Genomic DNA, 23230 nt, shown 5'->3' on the forward strand with positions numbered 1-23230 from the left:
ACGCGCTGCCACGCCCCTGGCCGGGCAGCGTGAACGGCACCGGCGCCCGCCTACGTGGGCGCCGGTGCCGTTCACGTCAGGGAGGTGTCGGCTCCGGCTCAGCCGTACGCCGGAGTCACCGCTCCGGACCGCCATGAGGGGGCGCGGCGTCCGGCGGCGGCGACGATTCCTCGGCGCCGGTGGCCAGCAGCCCGGGGGATTCGGTCCGACCGTCCAGCACACGGCTCGTACGGACGGTCACGCGCCAGCCCGTGGCGCAGCGGCGCAGCCGCCAGTGGTTCGCGGTGGCCCGGCGTACGGTGAACGTCCCGGTTCCGGGATCGCGGACGATCATGGTGGTGTAGCAGACGGCCACCGCCTCGTCGCCCCGCACCCGGACGCGTGGCGGACCCACGACGTGGGCGCAGCCGAGATCGATCCACCGTCGGTGGTTGGCGGAACGGACCATGGCCGCGATCTCCGCGCGCCCGGTCATCAGCAGTTCGTCGACGTCGTAGACGCCGTCCTCCTCCCACAGTTCCGCCACGGCCTCGGCCCGCCCGCTGTCGACCAGCGGGCCGTAGGAGAGGATCAAAGAGGTGATGGCCGCCTCGTCCTCCAGCCGGGACAGGCGCTGTTCGAGACGGGTCAGGTGCTGCCGGGCGTCGGCGAGGGCCTGCTGGGTGTCGGCCAGGGCCCGGGCGGAGACCTCCGGAGCCGGATCGGTGTCGGTCATCTTCGCTCCTGTTTCTGTCAGATGTTTCTGTCAGAGGGCCGAGGCCAGGTCCTTCAGGGCTTCCAGCTGCTCGCAGTAGTGCTCGGCGGACCGGGCGCTGACGGAGGCGGACAGCACGGTGGCCCCGGCGTCACGCAGCCGGGTCAGTGCGCGCACCGTGGCCTCCGCGTCGCCGGTCGGATCGACGGGACGGTCCACACCGAGGGTGATCTCGAAGCCGTCCGGCAGGTCGGCCCGTTCGGTCATCTCGCGCAGCCGGTCCGGTGCCAGGCCGAACGGTACCCACCCGTCGGCATACGTGAGGGCCCTGCGCAGCGATCGCTGCGTCCGGCCGCCCACCCACAGCGGGACGTGCTTCTGTACGGCGTGCGGTTCGACGACGAGGTCCTGGAACGAGTAGAACTCACCCCTGTATTCCGGCACTTGACATGACAGGGCGGCTCGCAGGGCCCGCAGGGCGTCGTCGGCGCGCGCTCCACGATTCTCGAAGTCGGCGCCGAGCAGATCGAATTCGGCACCGAGGCTGCCGACGCCGAGCCCGAGAGTGAGGCGGCCCTTGCTGATCCGGTCGAGGGTGCCGTAGCGCTTCGCGATCTCCAGTGGATGGTGGTAGCCGAGGACGAGTACCTGGGTGACCAGTCGGATGTTCCGCGTCCGTGCGGCCAGATGGCCGAGGGTGGCCAGCGGATCCCAGTAGGTGCCGCCGCGTTCACGGGCCACGTCCACCGGGACCGCCACATGCTCGCTGCATGTGAGGTGGTGGAAGCCCAGTCGGTCCGCGGTCTCCGCCACCAGGCCCAGTTCGTCGATGCCGGCGTCCGCCTCCCAGGGGGAGGCCAGGCCCGGCAGTTGCACCACTACAGGTGATGTGATCCCGATTCGCAATGGAGTCTCTCCTTGTGCCGTCGGACGAGCCGTGCTGTCCAGGCGATTCGTAGCGCATCTCCGGCCGTCGCCCCCTGTCGTTGTCCCGCTGATCGGGAAGCCGCGCGCGGCACCGGGCGATCGGCAGGCCGCGGTGCCGTACCGGAGTGCTCTCGCGCAGGAATCCGGTGCACACCTCTTCCTCCTCTTCCGGGGTACTGCTACTTTTCAAAAGTAGAATTCATTTCAGTTCTGACTGGAGGGCCCCATGACGGTTGTCGATGCCGAGCCTGTTCTGGAGCCGCCCCCTCGCAAGGAGCTGCCGCCGTCGATGGTCGAGCGGATGACGCTGATCATGGACGCGTTCACCGGCCGTACCACCAGGCTCTCGCTGGAGGACGTGGCGCGCCGCACCCAGCTGCCGCGTTCCACGGCCCATCGGATCCTCGAACAGCTGGTACGGCTCCGCTGGCTCGAACACACCCAGTTCGGCTACGGCCTCGGACGCCGGGCCCTCGGGCTCGGCGGCGGTGACGGAGCCCATGCCGACATCCGCGCGGTCGCCGCGGGGCGGATCCACAACCTGCAGATACGCACCGGCCTGGTCGTCCATCTGGCCGTGCTCGACGAAGGGCAGGTCCACTACCTCGACAAGGCCGGCGGCCGGTTCGCCGCGTCCGTACCGTCCTGGGTGGGGGGCAGGGTCCCGGCCCACGCGACGGCGCTGGGCAAGGCGATGCTGGCCTGGCTCGAACCGGAGGAGACCGAGGCCAGACTCGGCGCCACCATGGGCCGGGTGACCCACCGCACCATCGCTGATCTGCCGACGCTGCATCAAGAACTCCACCGGATCAGGCAACGCGGTGGCCTGGCCTTCGAGAACGGTGAGTACTTCCCGGGCATCGCCTGCGTCGCGGCGGCCGTCCGCGGTCCCGAGGGGCCGGTGGCCGCGATCTCGCTCGCGGGCGAGGCGCACACCCCACTGGAGCGGGTCGCCCCGCTGGTGATCGACGGGGCCCGCCAGGTCTCGCAGGAACTGTTCCCCTGCCCGGAGAAGTCCGGCAGGGCCCACCCCGCCGCCGCGGCCCCCGAGCGGAACTGGTCGGCGCGGACCATGGACCGGCTGCTCGCGACCGGGCGGAACGGCGACTGGCTGTAGCCCCCGGCAGGCCCGGGCCGCTTCCCGTCAGCCCCAGTGATCGCCCCAGCCCCAGGTGAACGGGCCGGCCGGAGCGCCGCCGGAAGGGGAGTCCGGCCGCCTCTCGACACCGAAGCGCCCGCGGAAGAAGAGCATCGGCCGCTCGTCGCTCCCCGCCTCCAGTTCGAGGACCCGGCCGATGACCACGTCGTGATCGCCGGTGGCGTGTACGGCGTGCACCTCCGCATGGACACGCATCAGCACGCCACGCAGCGAGGGGGTCCCCCGGCGGGAGAGGTCCCAGTCGAGCCCCTCGTACTTCGTGCCCCTGCTGGAGCCGAAACGGTCACACAGGTCCCTCTGGTCCTCGGCCAGGACGTTGACGCAGAACCGCCCCGAATCCCTGATGTGCGGCCAGGCACGCCCCCGGTGGTCGGCACAGAAGAGGACGAGGGGCGGTTCGAGCGACACGGACGCGAAGGACTGGCAGACGAAGCCGACCGGTTCGCCTCCGGTGCCCAGCCCCGTGACGACGGTCACCCCGGTCGCGAACGCTCCCATGGCACGGCGCATGTCGGCCGGCGCCGGGACCGTGCCGCCGGGTGTCTCGGACGCGGCGGTCAGTGGCTCTGCTGTCATCAGGTTCACCTCAAGGGGGACGACGCGGTGTCGTGCTGCGGGAGCGAGCGGACACCGACGGTAGGGACCCGTTCGGCGCCGGCGGACGGCGCTCCCGATGAGTGGAACCGGGCCAGAGGCAGTGTCCGGCCCCGCCGCGACCGGGCCCCCGGGGCCGGTGTGTCCCGCTGATCGGGACGACCGCGGCACCGCTCCCTCACCGCTGGCTACGTTCCGGATGTTGACCACAGGCACGGCGAAGGCAGGGACGATGACGGAGCTGAACCACGAGTCCACCGCGCGCGAACTCACCACCGACCAGGGCGTGCTGCGCTATCACGAAGCCGGTGACGGTCCGCCGCTGGTGATGCTGCACGGTTCCGGCCCCGGCGTCACCGGCTGGCGCAACTACCGCGGCAACCTCGCCACGTTCGCCGAACGATTCCGCTGCCTGGTCCTGGAACTGCCGGGGTTCGGCGTCAGCGACCCCGTCGAGGGGCACCCCATGGCCACCGCCCCGGACGCCCTCGGACGCTTCCTCGACGCCCTCGGCCTCCAGCAGGTCGACCTGATCGGCAACTCCATGGGCGGCATCGTCGGCACCCAGTACGCCCTGCGCCACCCCGACCGCGTACGCCGGCTCGTGACGATCGGCGGCATCGGCCGCAACCTCTACAGCCCCGGCCCGGGTGAGGGCATCCGGCTCCTCACGGAGTTCACCGACAACCCCACCCGCGAGGGCCTGGTCCGCTGGCTGCGCTCCATGGTGTACGACCAGAGCCTGGTCACGGAGCAACTCATCGAGGAACGCTGGCAGCTGGGCACCGACCCACAGGCGCTGGCCAACGCACGGCACATGTACGGCAGCGCCGCCTTCGCCGCCAGTGCGGCCGCCGCTGCGGCCTCCGGCGAACCGCCGTACTGGGCGATGCTGCACCGGCTGAAACCGAAGACCCTGATCACCTGGGGCCGCGACGACCGGGTGAGCCCGGTCGACATGTCCATCGTGCCGATGCGCACCATTCCCGGCGCCGAGCTGCATGTGTTCCCCGACTGCGGCCACTGGGTGATGATCGAGCAGAAGGCAGCCTGGGAGAGCGCTGTGCTGGCCTTCCTGACCCGTGAGGAGTCGGTGTGAGCGGCGGCGGCGCGGCCTGGGACCACGAGTTCGACTTCGTCGTCGTCGGCAGCGGCGGTGGCGGCATGACCGCCGCGCTGACCGCCGCGGACAGCGGACTGTCCACCGTCGTGGTGGAGAAGGCGGCCATGTACGGCGGCACCACCGGCATCTCCGGCGGCGGTATCTGGATCCCCAACAACCCCACCCTGCGGGCCGAAGGGCACGACGACAGCCGGGCCTCGGTCCGCCGCTACCTCGACCTGCTGACCGAGGGCCGCGTCCCGGCCGCCCGGCTCGACGCGTACGTCGACCACGGCCCGGCCGCCATGGAACTGCTCTGCGGGAGCAAGTGGATGCGCCTCTCCTGGACCAAGGGCTACGCCGACTACCACCCGGAGTACGAGGGCGGGCGCCCGCTCGGCCGGTCGGTCGAGGCGCTCCCGTTCGACACCCGCAAGCTCGGCGAGGACGAGAAGTACCAGCGGCCCAACAGCCTCAAAGGCCCGCTGGGCCTCTGGGTCACCGGCAAGGACTACCACGACCTGGCCATGGTCAAGCGCACCTGGCGCGGACGCCGGGCATCCCTCGTCGCGGCCTGGCGGGTCTCCTCCAATCTGATACGCCGACGGCACATGTCGACCGGTGGACGCGCCCTCGTGGCCCGGATGCGCATGGTCCTGAAGGACGCGGGCATCCCCCTGTGGCTGCGCACCCCGATGACGTCGCTCGTCACCGCCGATGACGGCCGGGTCACCGGCATCGTCGTCGAACGCGAAGGCACAGCCGTCCGCATCGGCGCCCGCCGCGGAGTGCTGCTCGCCACCGGAGGCTTCGACCACAACCAGCAGATGCGTGAGAAGTACCTGCCGGACGGCGGCCAGGCCGACTTCAGCGCCGGAGCACAGGAGAACGCCGGCGACGGGATCCTCGCCGGACTTGAACTCGGCGCCGCGGTGGACTTCATGGACGACGCGTGGTGGATGCCCTCGGTGCGCCACCCGTCGGGCGCCACGATCCCCCTCGTCTCCGAGCGGTGCATCCCCCCGTCCCTGATCGTCGCCTCGAACGGCAGGCGCTTCACCAACGAGTCATCGCCGTACACGAACTTCGTCCACGACCAGCTCGACGGCGGGCACGTCCCGGCCTGGTTCGTCATGGACGCCAAGGCCCGCTCCCGCTATCCGTTCGCTCAGGTGCTGCCCGGAATGCCGTTCCCCGAGGAGTTCTACGCGAGCGGTCTCGCACACCGCTCCCGCACCCTCGACGGTCTCGCCCGGGGCATCGGTGTCCCCCCGGAGGAACTGACCGCGACCGTCGAACGGTTCAACGGCTTCGCCCGCACCGGAAAGGACACCGACTTCGGGCGCGGCGACAGCGCCTACGACCGCTACTACGGCGACCCGACACTGCCCAACCCCAACCTCGACGAGATCCGCGAACCGCCCTTCTACGCCGTGCGTATCGAGGCGGGCGACCTCGGCACCAAGGGCGGGCTGGTCTGCGACGAGCACAGCCGGGTCCTGCGGGAGGACGGGACCTGCGTCAGAGGGCTCTACGCGACCGGCAACACCTCCGCGTCCGTCATGGCCAACGAGTACGCGGGCCCCGGGGCCACCATCGGCCCGTCGATCGTCTTCGGCTACGTCGCCGCCCGGCACGCCGCCGGCCGCACCTGACCACCCCCGGAAGGAAAGGCTGAGGAACCATGGGGCGACCCACACCTCTCACAGTGCGTGTCGTCGAGGTCGTCCGTGAGACTCCCGACGCGCACTCGCTGGTGCTCGAACCGGCCGGCGTACCGACGGAGAGGTTCACCTACCGGCCGGGCCAGTTCCTGACGGTCCGGGTGCCGTCCGAACGTGTCCGGGGAGCGGCCCGCTGCTACTCGCTGTGCAGTTCCCCGCACCACGACGAGAAGCTGAGGATCACGGTCAAACGCACCGTGGACGGATACGGTTCGAACTGGATCTGCGACAACGTCGTGGCGGGGGACACCCTCGAAGTCCTGCGGCCGGCCGGCACGTTCACCCCCGACTCGCTGGAGCACGACTTCCTCCTGCTCGCAGCGGGCAGCGGCATCACACCGGTGATGTCCATCCTCAAGTCCTGTCTGTACGCGGGGACCGGCTCCCTCACCCTGGTCTACGCCAACCGTGACGAGCGCTCCGTGATCTTCCGGGACGAACTCGCCTCGCTCGCAGCGGAGTTCGGAGACCGGTTGACGGTCGTCCACTGGCTGGAGTCGGTGCAGGGGCTGCCCACCGAGTCCGGGCTGCGCGCGCTCACCCGGATGTGCACCGGCCGCGAGGTGTTCGTCTGCGGCCCCGGCCCCTTCATGGACCTCGCGGCCCTGACTCTCGGCGGACTCGGTGTGCCCTCCGGGCAGGTGCACATGGAACGGTTCGCCTCCCTGGCGGCCGACCCGTTCGCGAGCCCGGACCCGGCCGCCCTCGCCGGCCCGGTGAGCCAAGTTGATGTGGAACTCGACGGAACCACCAGGACCGTCGCCTGGCCCCGGAACACCAGACTGCTCGACGCGCTCCTGGACGCGGGCGTGGATGCTCCGTACTCCTGCCGCGAGGGCAACTGCAGCGCGTGCACCTGCCTGCTCGTCGAGGGCGAGGCGGCGATGGAGAACAACCAGGTGCTCGGCGAGTGCGACCTCGCCGACGGCTACGTCCTGGCCTGCCAGGCGCTCCCGCTCAGCGAACGGCTCAAGATCACCTACGGCGGATGACACGACCGGCTGTCGCCGCTCCTCCCGCTCAGCGGGAGCCCACCGGCGGGCCGGCCAACACGTTGACACGTTGGGGGAGTTGTCCCCTCGATTCGGATGAGGTTCGAACTGTGACCAAGGCGACCGCCGCGATCGTCGGCTCCGGAAACATCGGAACCGATCTGATGTACAAGCTGCTCCGGTCCGAGGCGATCGAGCCGGGATGGATGATCGGGATCGATCCGGAGAGCACGGGCCTCAAGCGTGCGGCTGAGGAAGGTCTGGCGGTGAGCGCCGGGGGAGTGGCCCGGCTGCTGGCCGATGGCGCCCGGCCCGACCTCGTCTTCGAGGCGACCTCGGCCTCCGTGCACAAGGCGAACGCCCCGGCCTACGCCGAACTCGGCATCCAGGCCATCGATCTGACACCGGCCGCGCTCGGCCCCGCCGTCGTGCCCGCCGTCAACCTGGGGGAGCATCTGGACGCCCCCAACGTCAGCCTGATCACCTGCGGGGGTCAGGCCACCATCCCCATGGTGCACGCCGTCTCCAGGGTCACCGATGTGGCCTACGCGGAGATCGTGGCCAGTGTCGCCTCGCCGTCCGCAGGCCCGGGAACCCGCGCCAACATCGACGAGTTCACCCTCACCACCAGCCGGGGCATCGAGACCATCGGTGGCGCGGCCCGGGGCAAGGCCATCATCATCCTCAACCCCGCCGAGCCGCCCATGCTGATGCGGGACACGGTCTTCTGCGCCATCCCCGCAACGGCCGACCGCGCGGCGATCACCGCGTCCGTCCACGAGACGGTCCGGCAGGTCGCGTCGTACGTACCCGGCTACCGCCTGCGCGCCGAACCGCAGTTCGACGACCCGGACCCCGTCAGCGGCGGCCTCGCCCGTGTCGCGGTCTTCCTCGAAGTGGAGGGCGCGGGCGACTTCCTGCCGCCGTACTCCGGGAACCTCGACATCATGACCGCCGCCGCCACCAAGGTCGGTGAGGGCTTCGCCCAGCGGATCATCGCCCGGCGCACCGCGTCCTGACCCTCAAGGAGCCCACCAGCCATGCCTTTCAGTGCCGATCTCGACATCCGCGTCACCGACTCCTCCCTGAGGGACGGTTCGCACGCCAAGCAGCACCAGTTCACCACCGAGGAGGTACGGTCCGTCGTCGCCGCTCTCGACGGCGCCGGCGTCCCGGTCATCGAAGTGGCGCACGGCGACGGCCTCGGCGGATCCTCGTTCAACTACGGCTTCAGCCGCACCCCGGAGCAGGAACTCATCAAGGAAGCGGTGAAGACCGCCCGACAGGCGAAGATCGCCTTCCTGATGCTTCCGGGGCTCGGCGTGCAGGACGACATCCGGGAGGCCGCCGACAACGGCGCCGCCGTCTGCCGCATCGCCACCCACTGCACCGAGGCCGACATCGCCGTCCAGCACTTCGGTCTGGCCAGGGGGCTGGGCCTGGAGACCGTCGGCTTCCTGATGATGGCGCACAGCAGGCCGCCGGAGGCCCTGGCACGGCAGGCGCGGATCATGGCCGACGCCGGCTGCCAGTGCGTCTATGTCGTGGACTCCGCCGGAGCCCTGGTGCTCGAACAGGCCGGCGACCGGGTCGCCGCGCTCGCCGGGGAACTCGGCGCCGACGCCCAAGTCGGTTTCCACGGCCACGAGAATCTGGGACTCGGCGTCGCCAACTCCCTCTGCGCCGTGCGCGCCGGGGCCACGCAGATCGACGGCTCCACACGGCGCTTCGGAGCCGGCGCCGGCAACACCCCGGTCGAGGCGTTCGTCGCCGTCACCGACAAGCTCGGCATCCGCACCGGTATCGACACCCCGAAGATCATCGACGCGGCACAGGACGTGGTCCTGCCCGTCATGGGCGGCGACCGCCCGCTCGACCGCATGTCGCTGACCATGGGCTACGCCGGTGTCTACTCCAGTTTCCTCAGCCATGCCGGCCGGCAGGCCGCCAAGTACGGCGTATCCGGCACCGACATCCTCCTGGAGGCCGGGCGCCGCAAACTCGTCGGCGGGCAGGAGGACCAGCTCATCGAGATCGCTGTCGGCCTCGCCGGGCTGGCCGGCGCGCTGAAGGAACCGACCACGCCCACACCCGCAGGGAAGTGAGAACCGCCATGCCCAACCCGGTACTCGACGCCATCGTCGAACGCGCGGAGGAGATCAGCACGCTGTCCCCTGTGAACGAGTCGCTCGGCCGGCTGGACGACCAGGCGGCCAAGGTGCTGCGGGACACCGGTGCCATCCGTATGCTCCAGCCGAAGACACACGGCGGACTGGAGCTGCACCCACGGGAGTTCGCCGAAACGGTCATGAAGATCGCCGCGTGCGACGGGTCGACCGGCTGGGTCGCCGGCGTCGTCGGGGTCCACCCCTGGGAGATGGCCATGGCCGACCCGCGGGTCCAGGACGAGATCTGGGGTGAGGACCCCGACACATGGATCGCTTCCCCCTACGCACCGATGGGGCTGCTGCGGCCCGTCGACGGCGGCTATGTCTTCAACGGCCGCTGGCAGTTCTCCTCCGGCACCGACCACTGCGACTGGATCTTCCTCGGTGCCTTCCTCGCCGACCACAGTGGCGAGCGGCTGACCCCGCCGCAGTCGATGCATGTGATCCTGCCGCGCGCGGACTACGAGATCGTCGACGACTCCTGGGACGTGGTCGGCCTGCGCGGGACGGGCAGCAAGGACATCGTCGTACGGGACGCCTTCGTCCCCGCCCACCGGGTCGTCGACTACGCGAAGGTCGTCGACGGCAGTCTCGCCAAGGAGACCGGGCTGACCAATCCGATGTACCACCTGCCGTTCTCAGCCGCCTTCCCGCTCGGCATCACCGCCTCCGTCATCGGTATCTGCGAGGGCGCGCTCGCCCACCACCTGGCCTATCAGCGCGACCGTGTCCAGATCACCGGCACCGCCGTCAGGGACGACCCGTATGTGCTGTATGCCGTGAGCGAGGCCGCCGCGGAGATCGCCGCCTCGCGCGCGGCACTGCTGGACAACATCAGCCGGCTCCACGACATGGTCGAGGCGGGCGAGCGCATCACCTTCGACCGGCGGGCCGTGGGCCGGCGCACGCAGACCCGCGCCGCCTGGCGGGCCGTGCGCGCGGTCGACGAGATCGTGGCGCGTTCCGGCGGCAACGCCATGCGGATGGACAACCCGATCCAGCGGTTCTGGCGCGACGCCCACACCGGGCTCGCCCATGCCATCCATGTGACCGGGGCGGTTTTCCATGTCGCGGCGCTGGCGCAGATCGGCGTCGAGCCCCCGCAGGGGCCGATGCGCTCGATGATCTGAAACGAGACGGACGTGATGGACGTGACGGACGAGAGGGAGAAGATGACGCAGATTCGAGGGCTGGGCTATCTCCGGGTACGGAGCCGGGACGTCACCCGCTGGCGCGAACTCACCGTGGACGCCCTCGGTTTCGCCGAGGGATCGGGCCCCGACCCGGAGGGCCTCTATCTCCGGATGGACGAGCGCCGGGCGCGGCTGGCCGTCCTGCCCGGTGAGAGCGACCGGGCCGAGGCCGTCGGCTGGGAGGTGCGCGACCAGTTCGCGCTGGCCGAGGTCGCCCGCACCGTCGAGGCCTCCGGCGCGGCGGTCAGGACGCTGACTCAGGAGGAGGCGGACGAACGCGGAGTGGAACAGGCCATCGCCTTCGACGACCCCGCCGGAGTCCCCGTAGAGGTCTTCTTCGGTCCCGTCCTGGACCACAGCCCCGTACTCACCGGGCTCGGGCAGCGCTTCGTCACCGGCGGCCAGGGCATGGGACACGTCGTTCTGCCCACCACGCGCATGGACGAGAGCGTGTCCTTCTACACCGAGGTGCTCGGCTTCCTGCCGCGTGGTGCGGTGCGGATGAGCAGCCAGGCCCCGGAGGCTCCGCCGCGGCGCGTGCGTTTTCTGGGAGTCAACGAGCGCCACCACAGCCTGGCCCTCTGCCCTGCGCCGCACGGCGAGGCACCCGGTCTGGTCCACCTCATGGTCGAGGTGGACACCCTGGACTCGGTGGGACGCGCCCTCGACAACGTCGGACGGCTCGGCTTCCCGCTCTCCTCCACCCTGGGCCGCCACACCAACGACAAGATGATCTCCTTCTACGTCCGCGCTCCCGGCGGCTGGGACGTCGAGTACGGCACCGACGGGATGCTCGTCGACGAGCGTGACTACACCGCCGAGGAGATCACAGCCGACAGCTACTGGGGCCACGACTGGTCGGGCTCGGAACCGCTCGCGGCGTTCTCGACGCCGGCCGGCAACAGGGGGGAAGCCCGTCCATGACACGCCGTACAGCCGTCAGCGGTGCCGCATCGGGCATCGGCAAGGCCCTGGTCCGACTGCTGCGGGCGCAGGGGGACGACGTCGTCGGAATCGACCTGAAGGACGCGGAGGTCTGCGCGGATCTCGGTACTCGTCAGGGGCGGCAGGACGCCGTGCGCGCCGTTCTCGAACGTACCGGAGGGACCCTGGACGCTGTGATCGCCTGTGCCGGCATCTCGGCCCGGGTCCCGGCCGCGGTCGCGGTCAACTTCTTCGGTGTCACCGAACTGCTCCAGGGGCTCAGGCCCGCACTGGCACGGGCCGATGCGCCCCGTGCGGCGTTCGTCGGTTCCATCGTCGGGACCAGATCCGGGGCGCCCGATGTCGTCGATGCCTGCCTCGCCGGGGACGAGACGGCGGCGCTCAGGGCGGCCGCAGCCGTCGCGGCCGCGGGCGAGGGCGGCACGCTGTACCCCGCGTCGAAGGCAGCCCTCGCCCGCTGGCTGCGCCGTACCAGCGTCACCGACGAGTGGGCCGCCGCCGGAATCCCACTGAACGCCGTCGGCCCCGGTGTGGTGCTGACCCCCATGCATGCCGCCCACGCGGTGACGGAAGAGCAGCGCAGGATCGTCGACCGGGCGGTGCCGATGCCGCTGGGCGGCCACGCGGGACCCGAGGTGATCGCGCGGGCGCTGCGGTGGCTGACCAGCGTGGAGAACACCCATGTGACCGGCCAGGTGCTGTACGTCGACGGGGGTGCCGAGGCGGTGCTCCGCGGCCCGGACAAGATCTGAGCGGCCGACAGATCCGAGCGGCCGACGAGACGCGAGCGACTCCGGCCGGGGCGGCGGGAGCCGTGGCGCGGGCCCGGACGGCGGCCCCACTCAGTGGGACTGCCGTTGCCAATTGCCAGAATGAATTCTATTTCTGATGGCACAGCAACCACCCCGGCCCTCAAGGCCGCCTCACACCAATGGAGAACCATGGCCGAGACCGTCATAGTCGAAGCCGTCCGCACACCGGTCGGCCGTCGCCGCGGCGTCCTCTCAGGGCTGCACCCGGCCGAGTTGCTCGGCCGGACGCAGAAGGGCCTGCTGGAACGTGCGGAGGTCGCCCCGGACGCCGTCGACCAGGTCGTCGGGGGCTGCGTCACCCAGGCCGGCGAACAGTCCAACAACATCACCCGCACCGCCTGGCTGCACAGCGGTCTGCCGCACTCCACCGCGTGCACCTCGATCGACTGCGCGTGCGGCTCGTCGCAGCAGGCCGTGCACCTGATCCACGGACTGATCGCATCGGGCGCGATCGACGTGGGCATCGGCTGCGGTGTGGAGTCGATGAGCCGGGTGTTCCTCGGGCAGGCACAGACACCGGGGACCGGCTCGCCCGTACCTGACAGCTGGTCACTGGACATGCCGGACCAGTTCACGGCCGCCGAGCGGATCGCGCGCAAGCGCGGGATCACCCGCGCCGACGCCGACGCACTCGGGCTGGCATCCCAGCGCAAGGCGGCCCGCGCCTGGGCCGACGGCCGATTCGGCCGGCAGATCATCGGCATCGACATCGAGGCACCGGCGGCCGGACCGGACGGCACGGTCGTCGAACGGACCACCGTCTCCCGCGACCAGGGGCTGCGGGAGACCACTGCCGAAGCGCTCGCCGCACTCAAGCCGGTGCTCGCCGACGGCATCCACACCGCCGGGAACTCCTCGCAGATCAGCGACGGCGCCGCCGCCGTCCTGCTGATGAACCAGGAGAGCGCCACCCGCCTGGGCGCCCGCCCGCGGGCCCGGATCGTCGCATCCGCCATGGTCGGCGCCGATCCCTACTACCACCTGGACGGCCCCGTGGAAGCGACCGCCCGCGTGCTGCGCAAGGCCGGAATGACGCTCGACGACATCGACCTCGTCGAGATCAACGAGGCGTTCGCCTCGGTCGTACTGTCCTGGGCCCAGGTCCACAACGCCGACATGGACAAGGTGAACGTCAACGGCGGCGCGATCGCCCTCGGCCACGCTGTGGGCTCCACGGGCGCCCGCCTGATCACCCAGGCGCTGTACGAGCTGGAACGCGACGGCAAATCCACCGCGCTGATCACCATGTGCGCCGGCGGCGCGCACGCGACAGCGACGATCATCGAACGGATCTGACCCACCATGACCATCGGGCTGACCGAGGAGCACCGCGCCCTGCGGGACTCCGTACGCGCCTTCACCGGCCGGCACATCACCCAGGACGCGGTCCGGAAGGCCGTGGACGCCGCGGACGAGACACTTCCGCCCTACTGGCAGGCGCTCGCCGGCCAGGGCCTGCTGGGCCTGAACCTGCCCGAGAAATCCGGCGGCGCAGGCTACGGGCTCCTCGAACTCGCCGTAGCCACCGAGGAGTTCGGACGCGCCGCAGCTCCCGGCCCCTTCCTGCCGACCACCCTCGCGGCGACGGTCCTGGACCGGGCGGCGCACGAGGCGCATCTGCCGGGACTCGCCGACGGGACCACCATCGGCGCGGTGGGACTGGACCCGGGCACCCTCACCCTGACCCCTTCCGGCGACGGTGGCCGCACGCTCTCCGGCGAGTCCGGTCTCGTCATCGGCGGACACCTCGCCGATGTCTTCGTCCTCCCGGTCCGGGACGGTGCGGACACCGTCTGGGCCGTCGTGCTCCGCGCCGCGGTGGAGACCACCGACCTCCGCAGCCACGACCTGACGCGCCGTTCCTCCCGGGTGCGCGCCCGCGGTACGGCGATCCCCGCGGCGGACGTACTGCGCATCGACGCGCAGCTGCCGGTCGACCTGGCCGCGGTCCTCTTCGCCGCCGAGGCCTCGGGCATGGCGGACCGCGCGGTCGCCACAGCCGCCGAACATGCCCGCGTCCGTGAGCAGTTCGGCCGCCCCATCGGCCAGTTCCAGGGCGTCAAGCACCGCTGCGCACGGATGCTCGCCCAGGCCGAACAGGCCCGCGCCTGCGCCTGGGACGCCGCCCGCGCGAACGAACCCGGGGCCGTCGACGACCCCCGGGAGGCCTCGCTGGCCGCCGCCGTCGCCGGGGCCACCGCGGTGGAGGCGGGCTTCGCCACCGCCAAGGACTGCATCCAGGTACTCGGCGGCATCGGATTCACCTGGGAGCACGAAGCCCACCTGTATCTGCGCCGGGCCCAGACTCTGCGCATCGCGCTCGGACCGACCGCGCGGTGGCGCCGCCGGGTCTCCCGGCTCACCCTGGACGGCGCACGCCGCCGGCTCGCCGTCCAGTTGCCGCCCGGCGCCGCGGCCGTACGCGAGGAGATCCGCACCGAACTCCGCAGCGCCACCGCCCTGGAGGAGTCAGAACGGCTCACCTATCTCGCGGACCGCGGCTACACGGCCCCGCACCTGCCCGTTCCCTGGGGCAGGGGCGCCGACGCGGTCACCCAGCTCGTCATCGCCGAGGAGCTGCGCGCCGCGGACCTGAAGCCCGTCGACATGGTCATCGGGGCCTGGGTGGTACCGACCCTCGTGGCACACGGCAGCGCCGCACAGCAGGAGAGGTTCCTCGGGCCGAGCCTGCGCGGCGAGATCACCTGGTGCCAGCTGTTCAGCGAGCCCGGCGCCGGGTCCGACCTGGCCGCACTGAGCACCCGCGCCGAAAGGACCGACGGCGGCTGGCGGATCACCGGGCAGAAAGTGTGGACCTCCATGGCCCACGACGCCCACTGGGGCATCCTGCTGGCCCGCACCGAACCCGACGCACCCAAGCACAAGGGACTGTCGTACTTCCTGCTCGACATGACAGCCCCCGGCATCGACATCCGCCCGCTGCGCCAGATCACCGGCGAAGCGGAGTTCAACGAGGTATTCCTCGACGACGTGTTCGTCCCCGACGCCATGCTCGTCGGCGCACCCGGCGACGGATGGCGGCTGACCCGCACCACCCTGGCCAGCGAACGCGTCGCCCTCTCCCACGACTCCTCGCTCGGCTCGGGCGGCGAAGCCCTGCTCGACATCACGGCGAGCGGGCCACAGGACATGGACGACGAACGCCTCACCACCCTCGGCGGCATCCTCTGCGACGCGCAGTCCGGCGGGCTGCTGGGCCTGCGCACCACCCTGCGTTCGGTGACCGGACAGCAGCCGGGCGCGGAAGCCAGCATCGCCAAGCTGATCGGCGTCGAACACCTGCAACAGGTCTGGGAGATCGCCATGGACTGGCTGGGCAGCGCCGCCCTCACCGGTGAGGGACCCCGCCAGGACCCCACCTGGTGGTTCCTCAACTCCCGCTGTATGTCGATCGCGGGCGGTACGACAGAGGTCCAGCTCAACATCATCGGAGAACGTCTGCTCGGCCTGCCGCGCGACCCCGAGCCCGCCCCGAAGAAACCGGAACAGAAGGCCCGATCATGACGGTCGACCGTGACAAGGCGCTGAGCGCAGCCCCGTCCGTGCAGCAGATCGGCTGGACGGCACGGGACGTACTCCTCTACCACCTCAGCCTCGGAGCAGGCTCCGACGCGCACCACGACCCGGAACTCCATCTCACCTTCGAACGCCGGCTGACGGTACTGCCCACCTTCGCCATGGTCGCCGGCGGCGGGATCTCCTCCGGCACTCCGCCCGAGCCGTCCCTGGACCTGCCGGGAATCGACATCGACCTGCGCCAAATCCTGCACGCCGGACAGGAACTGGAGATCCACCGTCCCCTGCCGGCGGCGGGCACGGCCACCCTCGCCTCCCGTGTGGTCGAGGTGTGGGACAAAGGGAAAGCGGCGGTGATCGTCCGGGAGTCCACCGCTTCCGGGCCGGACGGCGAGCCGCTGTGGACCAGCAGGATGCAGATATGGGCGCGCGGAGCGGGAGGCTTCGGCGGAGACCCGGGGCCGCAGACCCACGAGAGCACCCCCGACCGCCGCTCCGACACCGTCTGCGACACCCCCACCGGTCCCCAGCAGGCGCTGCTCTACCGGCTCAACGGAGACCTCAACCCCCTGCACGCCGACCCCGAGTTCGCGCGGGCCGCCGGGTTCCACCGGCCGGTCCTGCACGGCCTCGCCTCGTACGGCCTGGTGTGCAAGGCGCTCGTCGGCGAACTGCTCGACGGCGACGCGACCCGGCTGAAGGCACTGTCCGTACGGTTCGCGGGCCCGCTCTTCCCCGGGGAGACCGTCCGCACCGCCGTCTGGCGGGACGGAGACCGCCTCCGGCTGCACGCCACCTGCCCGGAACGCGACGGTGCACCGGTGCTCACCCACGCAACGGCGAGGATCACTCCATGACCGACGACCACGACGCACCGCCCGTGTCCCCTGAGGCCGCCGTCCGGCCGGACGAACTGGTCGCGGCGGCCCACGAGGACGGAGTCGACGCGGCCGCGGCCGCCGCACGCAGGGTGATCGACGCCCTGCTCCTGGCCGGTGACCATACGGACGCCGACCTGACCGGTGTGGCCAAGCAGCTCCACGCCCTCGCGGACCACCTCCAGGAGCGGGCCCCCGCCCGCGAGGAACGCATGGTCACCATGTGGCGCGGCACCGGCATCACCCGGCACGACCCGGTGACCGGACCCGAGAACGCCCTGGCGCCGCCGCTCACCCTGACCGGCCGGGACGACGGCTCGGTCCACGGCGTGGTCACCCTCGGGCTCGCCTACCAGGGACCGCCCCGATGCGCACACGGGGGAGTGGCGGCGCTGCTGCTGGACCACACACTCGGCGTCGCCAACCACTGGGCGGGACTGTCGGGTATGACCGCCGAACTCACCCTGCGCTACCACCGCCCCACCCCGTTGTTCGAGCCGCTCACCGTCACCGGCCGTCAGCTCTCCGTGGACGGGATGAAGATCCGTACCACCGGGACCATCTCGGCCGGCGGCCGGGACTGCGTGACAGCGCAGGGACTGTTCATCGCCAAACACCTGCCCCGGCCGAGCTGACGCCCCGGCCGCCCGAGCCGACACCCCGCCGGGGCCGACGCACGAACCGGGCGACACGCACACTGCACCAGGCGGACACAGCGCGGCCCCGGCCGGAGAGAACCTCCGGCCGGGGCCGCGCCGTGTCCGCCGCGCTGTGTCAGACCCGCACCTCGCGCCGTACGACCTTCCCCGTGGCGTTCCGCGGCAGGGCCTGCGTGGTGATCCGCCACCGTGACGGCACCTTGTAGTACGCAAGCCGCTGCCGCACGAACTCCGCCAGGGCGGCATCGGTGAGCGACGCCTCCTCACCGGCGACGACCACCGCCGCCACTTCCTGCCCCAGATCGGGGTGCGGCACCCCGAGCACCAGGCACTCCCGCACCCCCGGGCACTCGGCGAGCACGTTCTCGATCTCCGCCGGATAGACGTTCTCGCCGCCGCGCAGGATCAGATCTGAGCGCCGGCTGGTGAGCCGCAGGAGGCCGTCCTCCAGCACTCCGATGTCACCGGTGTGCAGCCAGCGGCCGTCCCGGACGGCCTGGGCGGTCGCCTCCGGATCCTCCCAGTAGCCGAGCATCACGAACGGGCTGCGCAGACAGATCTCGCCCTCCTGACCCCCGGGGAGCGGCCGGCCCTCGGCATCACGTACCTCAAGTTCCACGGTCACGACCGGACGGCCCAGACTCTCCGGAGACTGAGCGAGGTCGGCCGCGGTGGCCACGGCCGCGCCGGTGCAGGACTCCGTCAGTCCGTAGCTGTTGGCCAGCGCACGGCCGGCCGCCGGCAGGACCTCACGCAGCCGTGCGTGGAAGGCCGGGGTGGACGGCGCCGACGCGAGGGAGAAGGCCGTGAGGGACGACAGGTCGTAGCGGTCGAGTCCGCCGTGCTCGACCAGTCGGTGCGCCATGGTCGGTACGGCGCCCCAGTTGGTGACCCGCTCGCGTTCGATGAGGCGCAGTACACGGTCCACGTCGAACCGGCCCTGGTGCATCACCACGGCGCCCCCGTCCACGAGCCGGGGGACCGCGAGATTGTGCAGCGCCGCGATGTGGAAGAGGGGCAGCGCGAGCAGGTGCCGGCGGTCCTCCGGGCCGTCCGGACTGCCGAGTTCTGTGGCCAGGGCGTTGTTGAGCCGGTGATAGTCGATCACGGCCAGCAGGTTCCGGTGCGAGTGCACCGCGCCTTTGGGCCGGCCCGACGTGCCGCTGGTGTAGACGATGACGGCGGGATCGTCCTCGTCGATCTCCGGCGCAGGCAGGGGCGCATCGGGATACCGCCGCACGAACTCCTCGACGTGCTCCTCGAACGTCAGCAGTGGTACGGGTGAACCGGCGGCCAGGGCGGCCCGCTTGGCGTCGGCCAGCACAACCCTGGGGCGGGTGTGGCCGATCGCGTACGTGATCTCGGGCGCCGACCACCACGCGTTGTAGCCGACGGCGACGGCGCCGAGCGACACCGTCGCCCAGAACGCCACCACCCACCCCGGGGTGTTCGCCCCCAGTATCGCCACCCGGTCGCCCTTGCCGACCCCGTAGTCGTCCCGCAGCACCCGGGCCAGCGAAGCGACCCTCCGCGCGTGGCAGGCGAATGAGATCCGCTCGTGCTCGGTCACCAGGTAGTCGCGGTCACCGTGCCGCACCGAGGCGGCCACGACGTCGGCGAGCGACGTGCCGCGGTGCGCGAACACCTGCATGCGCGAGCCCAGCACGTCCTCGTGGACCAGCTCGAAGGCACCGCCGGGGCCGGTCAGCCGCCGCATGACCTCCGGTACCGATTCCTTGTGGTCCTGGCCCTGGTCCGCCGCCGTCGCGCTCATGCGCCTTCCTCTCACCGGAGTGGATGATGTGCGCGTTCATCGTTCTCCGCCGGACCGCGGCCGCGTTGGGCTTTTCCCGGTCACCGGGACCCGTGTGGACGCGCCCCGCCGGCGCCCTGCCACTCAGTGGGACACGGCTCCCCCTCACGTCCGTACTGCCTCGAACATAGCCGGGGCCGGCGGCCTGACCAAGGCCCTGGACCGTCCACGAGAACCGTCCACGAGAACCGTCCATGAGAACCGTCCACGAGAGAGGGAGACCGGTGGGACATCTGGAGGGAAAGACCGCGATCGTCACCGGCGGGGGCCAGGGGGTGGGCCAGGGCATCGCCCTCGCCCTGGCCGCCGAGGGAGCGGCGATCGCCGTCATCGGCCGGACCCCGGCGAAACTGGAGGCGACCTGCGAACTGCTGCGAGCCCGCGGAGCGCGGGCCGAACCGTTCAGCTGCGACGTGTCGGCCACCGAACTGGTCCCGGAGCTCGTGGAGCGGATCGCCGGGAGCTTCGGACGCATCGACATCCTCGTCAACAACGCCTACGACGGCGCCTACGGTCCGCTGCTGTCGATGACCGACGCCGACTTCCAGCAGGGATTCCGCAGCGGCCCCTTCGCGACGTTCGCGTTCATGAAGGCCTGCCACCCCCATCTGAAGCGCCATGGCGACGGCGTCGTCATCAACCTGGTCACGGGGGCCATGGTCCGCTGGGACCTGCGCACCTACGGCGCCTACGCGGCGGCCAAGACGGCCGTCCGCTCCCTGACCCGCACTGCCGCCAACGAGTGGGGGCCGGACGGTATCCGGGTCAACGCGATCGCGCCCCACGCTGCCTCGCCCGGCTACGTGCGCTGGGCGGACACCAACCCCCAGGAGGCAGCGGACTTCTGCGCCTCCATACCGCTGGGCCGCGTCGGCGACTGCGAGGCGGACATCGGCCGTGCCGTGGTCATGCTGTGCGGGCCGGACGCCCGCTACCTCACCGGAGCGACGGTGCCCCTGGACGGCGGCCAGGCCAACTTCGACTGACCGGGGCACCGGGCGCCGGCGGCTCTCCCGGTCAGCGGGACCGCGCCCGCCCGACGGCCCTGCGCTGAATAACGTCGCGACCGCCACCACGACGGGTGTGCGGATGGAGGTTCCCCCTTGACCCAGATACAGCACCAGCCGCCCGGAACACCGGACGTACTGGCCCCCGCGACACTCGGACCCATCTCGTTGCGCAACCGCACGGTCAAAGCGGCGACATACGAGGGCCTGAGCCGGCACGGCCTGGTCACCCAGGACCTGATCGACTTTCACGTACGGCACGCGGCAGGCGGGGTCGGTATGACCACCGTCGCCTACTGCGCGGTGGCCCCGGAGGGCAGGACCGGTGCGCACCAGATCCTCTGGCGGCCCGAGGCCCTGCCAGGACTGCGCAAGCTGACCGACGCCGTCCACGCCGAAGGAGCGGCCGTCTCCGCCCAGATCGGTCACGGCGGACCGGTGGCCAGCCCGAAGGCCAACGGCCTGCCCGCGCTCTCGCCCAGCCGCCACTTCCACCGCACCACCCTCAGCTTCGCGCGCGAGGCGACCCACGCCGACCTGCGGCGCATCGTCCGCAACCACGCCGACGCCGCCACCATGGCCGTCGAGGCCGGCTTCGACGCGGTCGAGATCCACCTCGGCCACAACTACCTCGCCAGCTCCTTCCTCAGCCCGCGCATCAACCACCGCAAGGACGCCTACGGCGGCAGCCTGGACAACCGCGCCCGCTTCCCCCGCGAGATAGCCCGCGCCGTACGCGCCGCGGTCGGCAAGCGGATCGCGGTCATCGCCAAACTGAACATGGACGACGGAGTCCCGGGAGGCTTCTGGCTCGACGAGGCCATCCCCGTCGCCCGCCAACTGGAGAGCGACGGCTCGCTCGACGCCCTGGAACTGACGGTCGGAAGCTCCCTGCTCAACCCGATGTACCTGTTCCGGGGCGATGCCCCGCTGCGGGAGTTCGCCCAGATCATGCCCCAACCGGTCAAGACCGGCATCAAACTCGTCGGCAGCCGGGTGCTGCACAGCTACCCGTACGAGGACGCCTACCTCCTCGACCAGGCCCGGCAGGTCCGCGCCGCCGTAGACCTGCCGCTCATCCTGCTGGGCGGGATCACCAGCAGGCCGACCATGGACCTCGCGATGCGTGAGGGATTCCAGTTCGTCGCCATGGGGCGCGCCCTGCTGCGCGAACCCGATCTGATCAACCGGATCCGGACGGAGGCCGACACCCCCTCCCTCTGCATCCACTGCAACAAGTGCATGGTCACCTTCCACGGCGGTGTCCGCTGCGTACTCGTCGAAGCACCCGGCGGCCGGAGCGCCGGCGGGGATACCCCGATCACCGGGTGAAAGGGACGACATTGCCACACGACACCATCGCCGACCTCCTCCTCGCCCGGGCGGGCGACAACCGCCCGGGCCTGCTCACCCGGGAGCGGGAATGGACCTGGGACGAGGTCGTCAGGGAGAGCACCGCACGCGCGGCGCTGGCCCGTTCCCTGTGGACCGACGGCCCGTTCCACATCGGGGTGCTTCTCGACAACGTGCCGGATTACGTCTTCTGGCTGGGCGGCGCAGCCCTGAGCGGGGCGACCGTCGTCGGCATCAACTCCACCCGGCGCGGCACCTACTTGGAGCAGGAGGTCCGCCATGCCGACTGCCAACTGATCGTCACCGACCGGGCAGGCGGCGCGCTGCTCGACGGGCTGGACACCGGTGTGCCGCCCGAGCGGTATCTGCTCGTGGACGAGCCGGCCTACACCCGACGACTGGCCGCGCACGCGGCCGAACCCGCCCGCGACCCGGCCGTCGCTCCGGACACCCGGATCCTGCTGCTGTTCACCTCCGGCACGACGGGCGCGTCCAAGGCGGCGATCTGTTCGCAGGGCCGCCTCGCCGCACTGGGCCGGGCCAACGCGGCCAAGTACGAAGTGGGCCGTGACGACGTGTGCTACTGCCCGATGCCGCTGTTCCACGGCAATGCGCTGATGGCCTTGTGGGCACCGGCCCTGGCGGCCGGCGCCACCGTCGCGCTGACCCCGAAGTTCTCGGCCTCCGGCTTCCTGCCCGACGTCCGGTTCTTCGGCGCCACGTTCTTCACCTACGTGGGCAAGGCAGTCGCCTATGTCCTGGCACAGCCGGAGAACAGCACCGACACCGACAACCCGCTGACCCATGCCTTCGGCACCGAGGCCTCGCCCGAGGACAGGACCGCCTTCCTGCGCCGCTTCGGGTGCCGGCTCGTCGAGGGCTACGGCTCAAGCGAGGGCGCCGGGATGCTCCGGCAGGCACCGGACGGGCCGGTGGGCGCACTCGGCGTGCCCGCCCGCGACAGTGTGCGGATCGTCGACCCGGAAACCCGACTGCCCTGTCCGCCCGCCGTCCTCGACGGACACGGCAGAGTACAGAACCCCGAAGCAGCCATCGGTGAGATCGTCGACACCGAGGGCGCCGCCCGGTTCGAGGGCTACTACAACAACGACGCGGCGAACGCCGAACGTGTCCATCACGGCTGGTACTGGACCGGCGACCTCGGTTACGTCGACACGGCCGGGTACTTCTACTTCGCGGGCCGCTCCGGCGACTGGATCCGGGTCGACGGCGAGAACACCTCCGCGCTGCTGACCGAACGCATCCTGCGGCGACACCCCGGTGTCGTGGCCGCCGGAGTCTTCGGCGTCCCCGACCCCCGCAGCGGCGACCAGGTCATGGCCGCCATCGAGATCCCCGAAGGCACGCGTTTCGAGAAGCTGAGCCTGCCGGAGTTCCTCGCCGGCCAGGAAGACCTGGGCACCAAGAGCACACCCCGCTACATCCGGGTCTCGCACGCCCTGCCGGCCACCGGCTCCAACAAGCTGCGCAAGAAGGAGATGCAGGCCGACGGATGGCGCTCCGACGACCCGGTCTACCGCTGGACGGGACGCGGACGGCCCGACTACGTCCTCATGACCGACGAGGACAAGGCAGTACTGCGCGACGAGTTCCTCACCAACGGACGCGGACGCTTCCTGCCCTGACCACACCGCCGGCGAGGCCGCAAGGAG

General features: G+C 71.1%; 20 protein-coding genes. 16 read left to right on the top strand and 4 right to left on the bottom strand.

Annotated elements, in window-relative coordinates; all coding sequences use genetic code 11:
* Positions 1-115 precede the first annotated feature (115 nt).
* Complete coding sequence (locus tag OHB13_RS34135; RefSeq protein ID WP_328379707.1) at positions 116-715, bottom strand: nuclear transport factor 2 family protein; 600 nt, start codon at positions 713-715, stop codon at positions 116-118.
* A gap of 30 nt (positions 716-745) precedes the next feature.
* Positions 746-1600, bottom strand: a complete 855-nt coding sequence (locus OHB13_RS34140; RefSeq protein WP_266862044.1) for an LLM class F420-dependent oxidoreductase — start codon at positions 1598-1600, stop codon at positions 746-748.
* Positions 1601-1847: 247 nt separating this feature from the next.
* On the opposite strand from OHB13_RS34140, the gene OHB13_RS34145 reads away from it, so the two are divergent.
* Positions 1848-2738: an IclR family transcriptional regulator gene (locus tag OHB13_RS34145; RefSeq protein WP_328379708.1), complete on the top strand. Its 891-nt coding sequence runs from the start codon at positions 1848-1850 to the stop codon at positions 2736-2738.
* A gap of 27 nt (positions 2739-2765) precedes the next feature.
* Here OHB13_RS34145 and OHB13_RS34150 read toward each other — a convergent pair whose 3' ends face one another.
* Positions 2766-3356 carry a flavin reductase family protein gene (locus OHB13_RS34150; protein ID WP_328379709.1) on the bottom strand — a complete coding sequence of 197 codons (591 nt, stop codon included), beginning with the start codon at positions 3354-3356 and terminating at the stop codon, positions 2766-2768.
* Positions 3357-3576: 220 nt separating this feature from the next.
* Here OHB13_RS34150 and OHB13_RS34155 point away from each other — a divergent pair, with 220 nt between their 5' ends.
* The 12 genes from OHB13_RS34155 to OHB13_RS34210 all read left to right on the top strand — a co-directional run bounded on the left by OHB13_RS34155 (position 3577) and on the right by OHB13_RS34210 (position 17360).
* The gene (locus OHB13_RS34155; RefSeq protein WP_328379710.1) at positions 3577-4473 is read left to right on the top strand and encodes an alpha/beta fold hydrolase; all 897 of its coding nucleotides are present in this window, start codon (positions 3577-3579) and stop codon (positions 4471-4473) included.
* Positions 4470-6131, top strand: a complete 1662-nt coding sequence (locus OHB13_RS34160) for an FAD-binding protein (protein ID WP_328379711.1) — start codon at positions 4470-4472, stop codon at positions 6129-6131. Before OHB13_RS34155 ends, OHB13_RS34160 begins: the two co-directional genes overlap by 4 nt.
* A gap of 53 nt (positions 6132-6184) precedes the next feature.
* A complete protein-coding gene (locus OHB13_RS34165) occupies positions 6185-7192 on the top strand; it encodes a ferredoxin--NADP reductase (RefSeq protein WP_328379712.1) in 1008 nt (335 codons plus the stop codon).
* Between the two features lie 110 nt (positions 7193-7302).
* The gene (locus OHB13_RS34170; protein WP_266862038.1) at positions 7303-8211 is read left to right on the top strand and encodes an acetaldehyde dehydrogenase (acetylating); all 909 of its coding nucleotides are present in this window, start codon (positions 7303-7305) and stop codon (positions 8209-8211) included.
* A gap of 21 nt (positions 8212-8232) precedes the next feature.
* Positions 8233-9297 (top strand): 4-hydroxy-2-oxovalerate aldolase, encoded by a 1065-nt coding sequence (dmpG, locus tag OHB13_RS34175; protein ID WP_328379713.1) that lies wholly within the window; start codon positions 8233-8235, stop codon positions 9295-9297.
* Positions 9298-9305: 8 nt separating this feature from the next.
* Positions 9306-10490 (top strand): acyl-CoA dehydrogenase family protein, encoded by a 1185-nt coding sequence (locus OHB13_RS34180; protein ID WP_328379714.1) that lies wholly within the window; start codon positions 9306-9308, stop codon positions 10488-10490.
* A gap of 42 nt (positions 10491-10532) precedes the next feature.
* On the top strand, positions 10533-11477 hold the full coding sequence (locus OHB13_RS34185; protein WP_328379715.1) for a VOC family protein: 945 nt from the start codon (positions 10533-10535) through the stop codon (positions 11475-11477).
* Positions 11474-12250, top strand: a complete 777-nt coding sequence (locus OHB13_RS34190) for an SDR family oxidoreductase (protein ID WP_266862034.1) — start codon at positions 11474-11476, stop codon at positions 12248-12250. The genes OHB13_RS34185 and OHB13_RS34190 overlap by 4 nt, the downstream gene beginning before the upstream one ends.
* A gap of 189 nt (positions 12251-12439) precedes the next feature.
* Complete coding sequence (locus tag OHB13_RS34195; RefSeq protein WP_328379716.1) at positions 12440-13606, top strand: steroid 3-ketoacyl-CoA thiolase; 1167 nt, start codon at positions 12440-12442, stop codon at positions 13604-13606.
* A 6-nt stretch (positions 13607-13612) separates the two neighbouring features.
* A complete protein-coding gene (locus OHB13_RS34200; RefSeq protein WP_328379717.1) occupies positions 13613-15835 on the top strand; it encodes an acyl-CoA dehydrogenase in 2223 nt (740 codons plus the stop codon).
* Positions 15832-16704 carry a MaoC/PaaZ C-terminal domain-containing protein gene (locus OHB13_RS34205; RefSeq protein ID WP_328379718.1) on the top strand — a complete coding sequence of 291 codons (873 nt, stop codon included), beginning with the start codon at positions 15832-15834 and terminating at the stop codon, positions 16702-16704. Before OHB13_RS34200 ends, OHB13_RS34205 begins: the two co-directional genes overlap by 4 nt.
* Positions 16701-17360 (top strand): PaaI family thioesterase, encoded by a 660-nt coding sequence (locus OHB13_RS34210; RefSeq protein WP_266862030.1) that lies wholly within the window; start codon positions 16701-16703, stop codon positions 17358-17360. The genes OHB13_RS34205 and OHB13_RS34210 overlap by 4 nt, the downstream gene beginning before the upstream one ends.
* A 139-nt stretch (positions 17361-17499) precedes the next feature.
* Here OHB13_RS34210 and OHB13_RS34215 read toward each other — a convergent pair whose 3' ends face one another.
* Complete coding sequence (locus OHB13_RS34215; RefSeq protein ID WP_328379719.1) at positions 17500-19158, bottom strand: class I adenylate-forming enzyme family protein; 1659 nt, start codon at positions 19156-19158, stop codon at positions 17500-17502.
* Between the two features lie 263 nt (positions 19159-19421).
* On the opposite strand from OHB13_RS34215, the gene OHB13_RS34220 reads away from it, so the two are divergent.
* The 3 genes from OHB13_RS34220 (at position 19422) to OHB13_RS34230 (ending at position 23203) form a co-directional block, all read left to right on the top strand.
* The gene (locus tag OHB13_RS34220) at positions 19422-20183 is read left to right on the top strand and encodes an SDR family NAD(P)-dependent oxidoreductase (RefSeq protein WP_328379720.1); all 762 of its coding nucleotides are present in this window, start codon (positions 19422-19424) and stop codon (positions 20181-20183) included.
* 117 nt (positions 20184-20300) lie between these two features.
* Complete coding sequence (locus OHB13_RS34225) at positions 20301-21536, top strand: NADH:flavin oxidoreductase (RefSeq protein WP_328379721.1); 1236 nt, start codon at positions 20301-20303, stop codon at positions 21534-21536.
* 11 nt (positions 21537-21547) lie between these two features.
* Complete coding sequence (locus OHB13_RS34230; RefSeq protein WP_328379722.1) at positions 21548-23203, top strand: AMP-binding protein; 1656 nt, start codon at positions 21548-21550, stop codon at positions 23201-23203.
* The last annotated feature ends 27 nt before the right edge of the window (positions 23204-23230 follow it).

Origin of the sequence: Streptomyces sp. NBC_00440, assembly GCF_036014215.1 — a bacterium.
GTDB lineage: Bacteria > Actinomycetota > Actinomycetes > Streptomycetales > Streptomycetaceae > Streptomyces.

What these genes read in the sequence shown, in the direction of transcription:
- OHB13_RS34135 (WP_328379707.1), bottom strand. Translation starts at nt 715, where the DNA reads ATGACCGACACCGATCCGGCTCCGGAGGTCTCCGCCCGGGCCCTGGCC.
- OHB13_RS34145 (WP_328379708.1), top strand. Translation starts at nt 1,848, where the DNA reads ATGACGGTTGTCGATGCCGAGCCTGTTCTGGAGCCGCCCCCTCGCAAG.
- OHB13_RS34150 (WP_328379709.1), bottom strand. Translation starts at nt 3,356, where the DNA reads ATGACAGCAGAGCCACTGACCGCCGCGTCCGAGACACCCGGCGGCACG.
- dmpG (WP_328379713.1), top strand. Translation starts at nt 8,233, where the DNA reads ATGCCTTTCAGTGCCGATCTCGACATCCGCGTCACCGACTCCTCCCTG.
- OHB13_RS34180 (WP_328379714.1), top strand. Translation starts at nt 9,306, where the DNA reads ATGCCCAACCCGGTACTCGACGCCATCGTCGAACGCGCGGAGGAGATC.
- OHB13_RS34185 (WP_328379715.1), top strand. Translation starts at nt 10,533, where the DNA reads ATGACGCAGATTCGAGGGCTGGGCTATCTCCGGGTACGGAGCCGGGAC.
- OHB13_RS34190 (WP_266862034.1), top strand. Translation starts at nt 11,474, where the DNA reads ATGACACGCCGTACAGCCGTCAGCGGTGCCGCATCGGGCATCGGCAAG.
- OHB13_RS34195 (WP_328379716.1), top strand. Translation starts at nt 12,440, where the DNA reads ATGGCCGAGACCGTCATAGTCGAAGCCGTCCGCACACCGGTCGGCCGT.
- OHB13_RS34200 (WP_328379717.1), top strand. Translation starts at nt 13,613, where the DNA reads ATGACCATCGGGCTGACCGAGGAGCACCGCGCCCTGCGGGACTCCGTA.
- OHB13_RS34205 (WP_328379718.1), top strand. Translation starts at nt 15,832, where the DNA reads ATGACGGTCGACCGTGACAAGGCGCTGAGCGCAGCCCCGTCCGTGCAG.
- OHB13_RS34210 (WP_266862030.1), top strand. Translation starts at nt 16,701, where the DNA reads ATGACCGACGACCACGACGCACCGCCCGTGTCCCCTGAGGCCGCCGTC.
- OHB13_RS34215 (WP_328379719.1), bottom strand. Translation starts at nt 19,158, where the DNA reads ATGAGCGCGACGGCGGCGGACCAGGGCCAGGACCACAAGGAATCGGTA.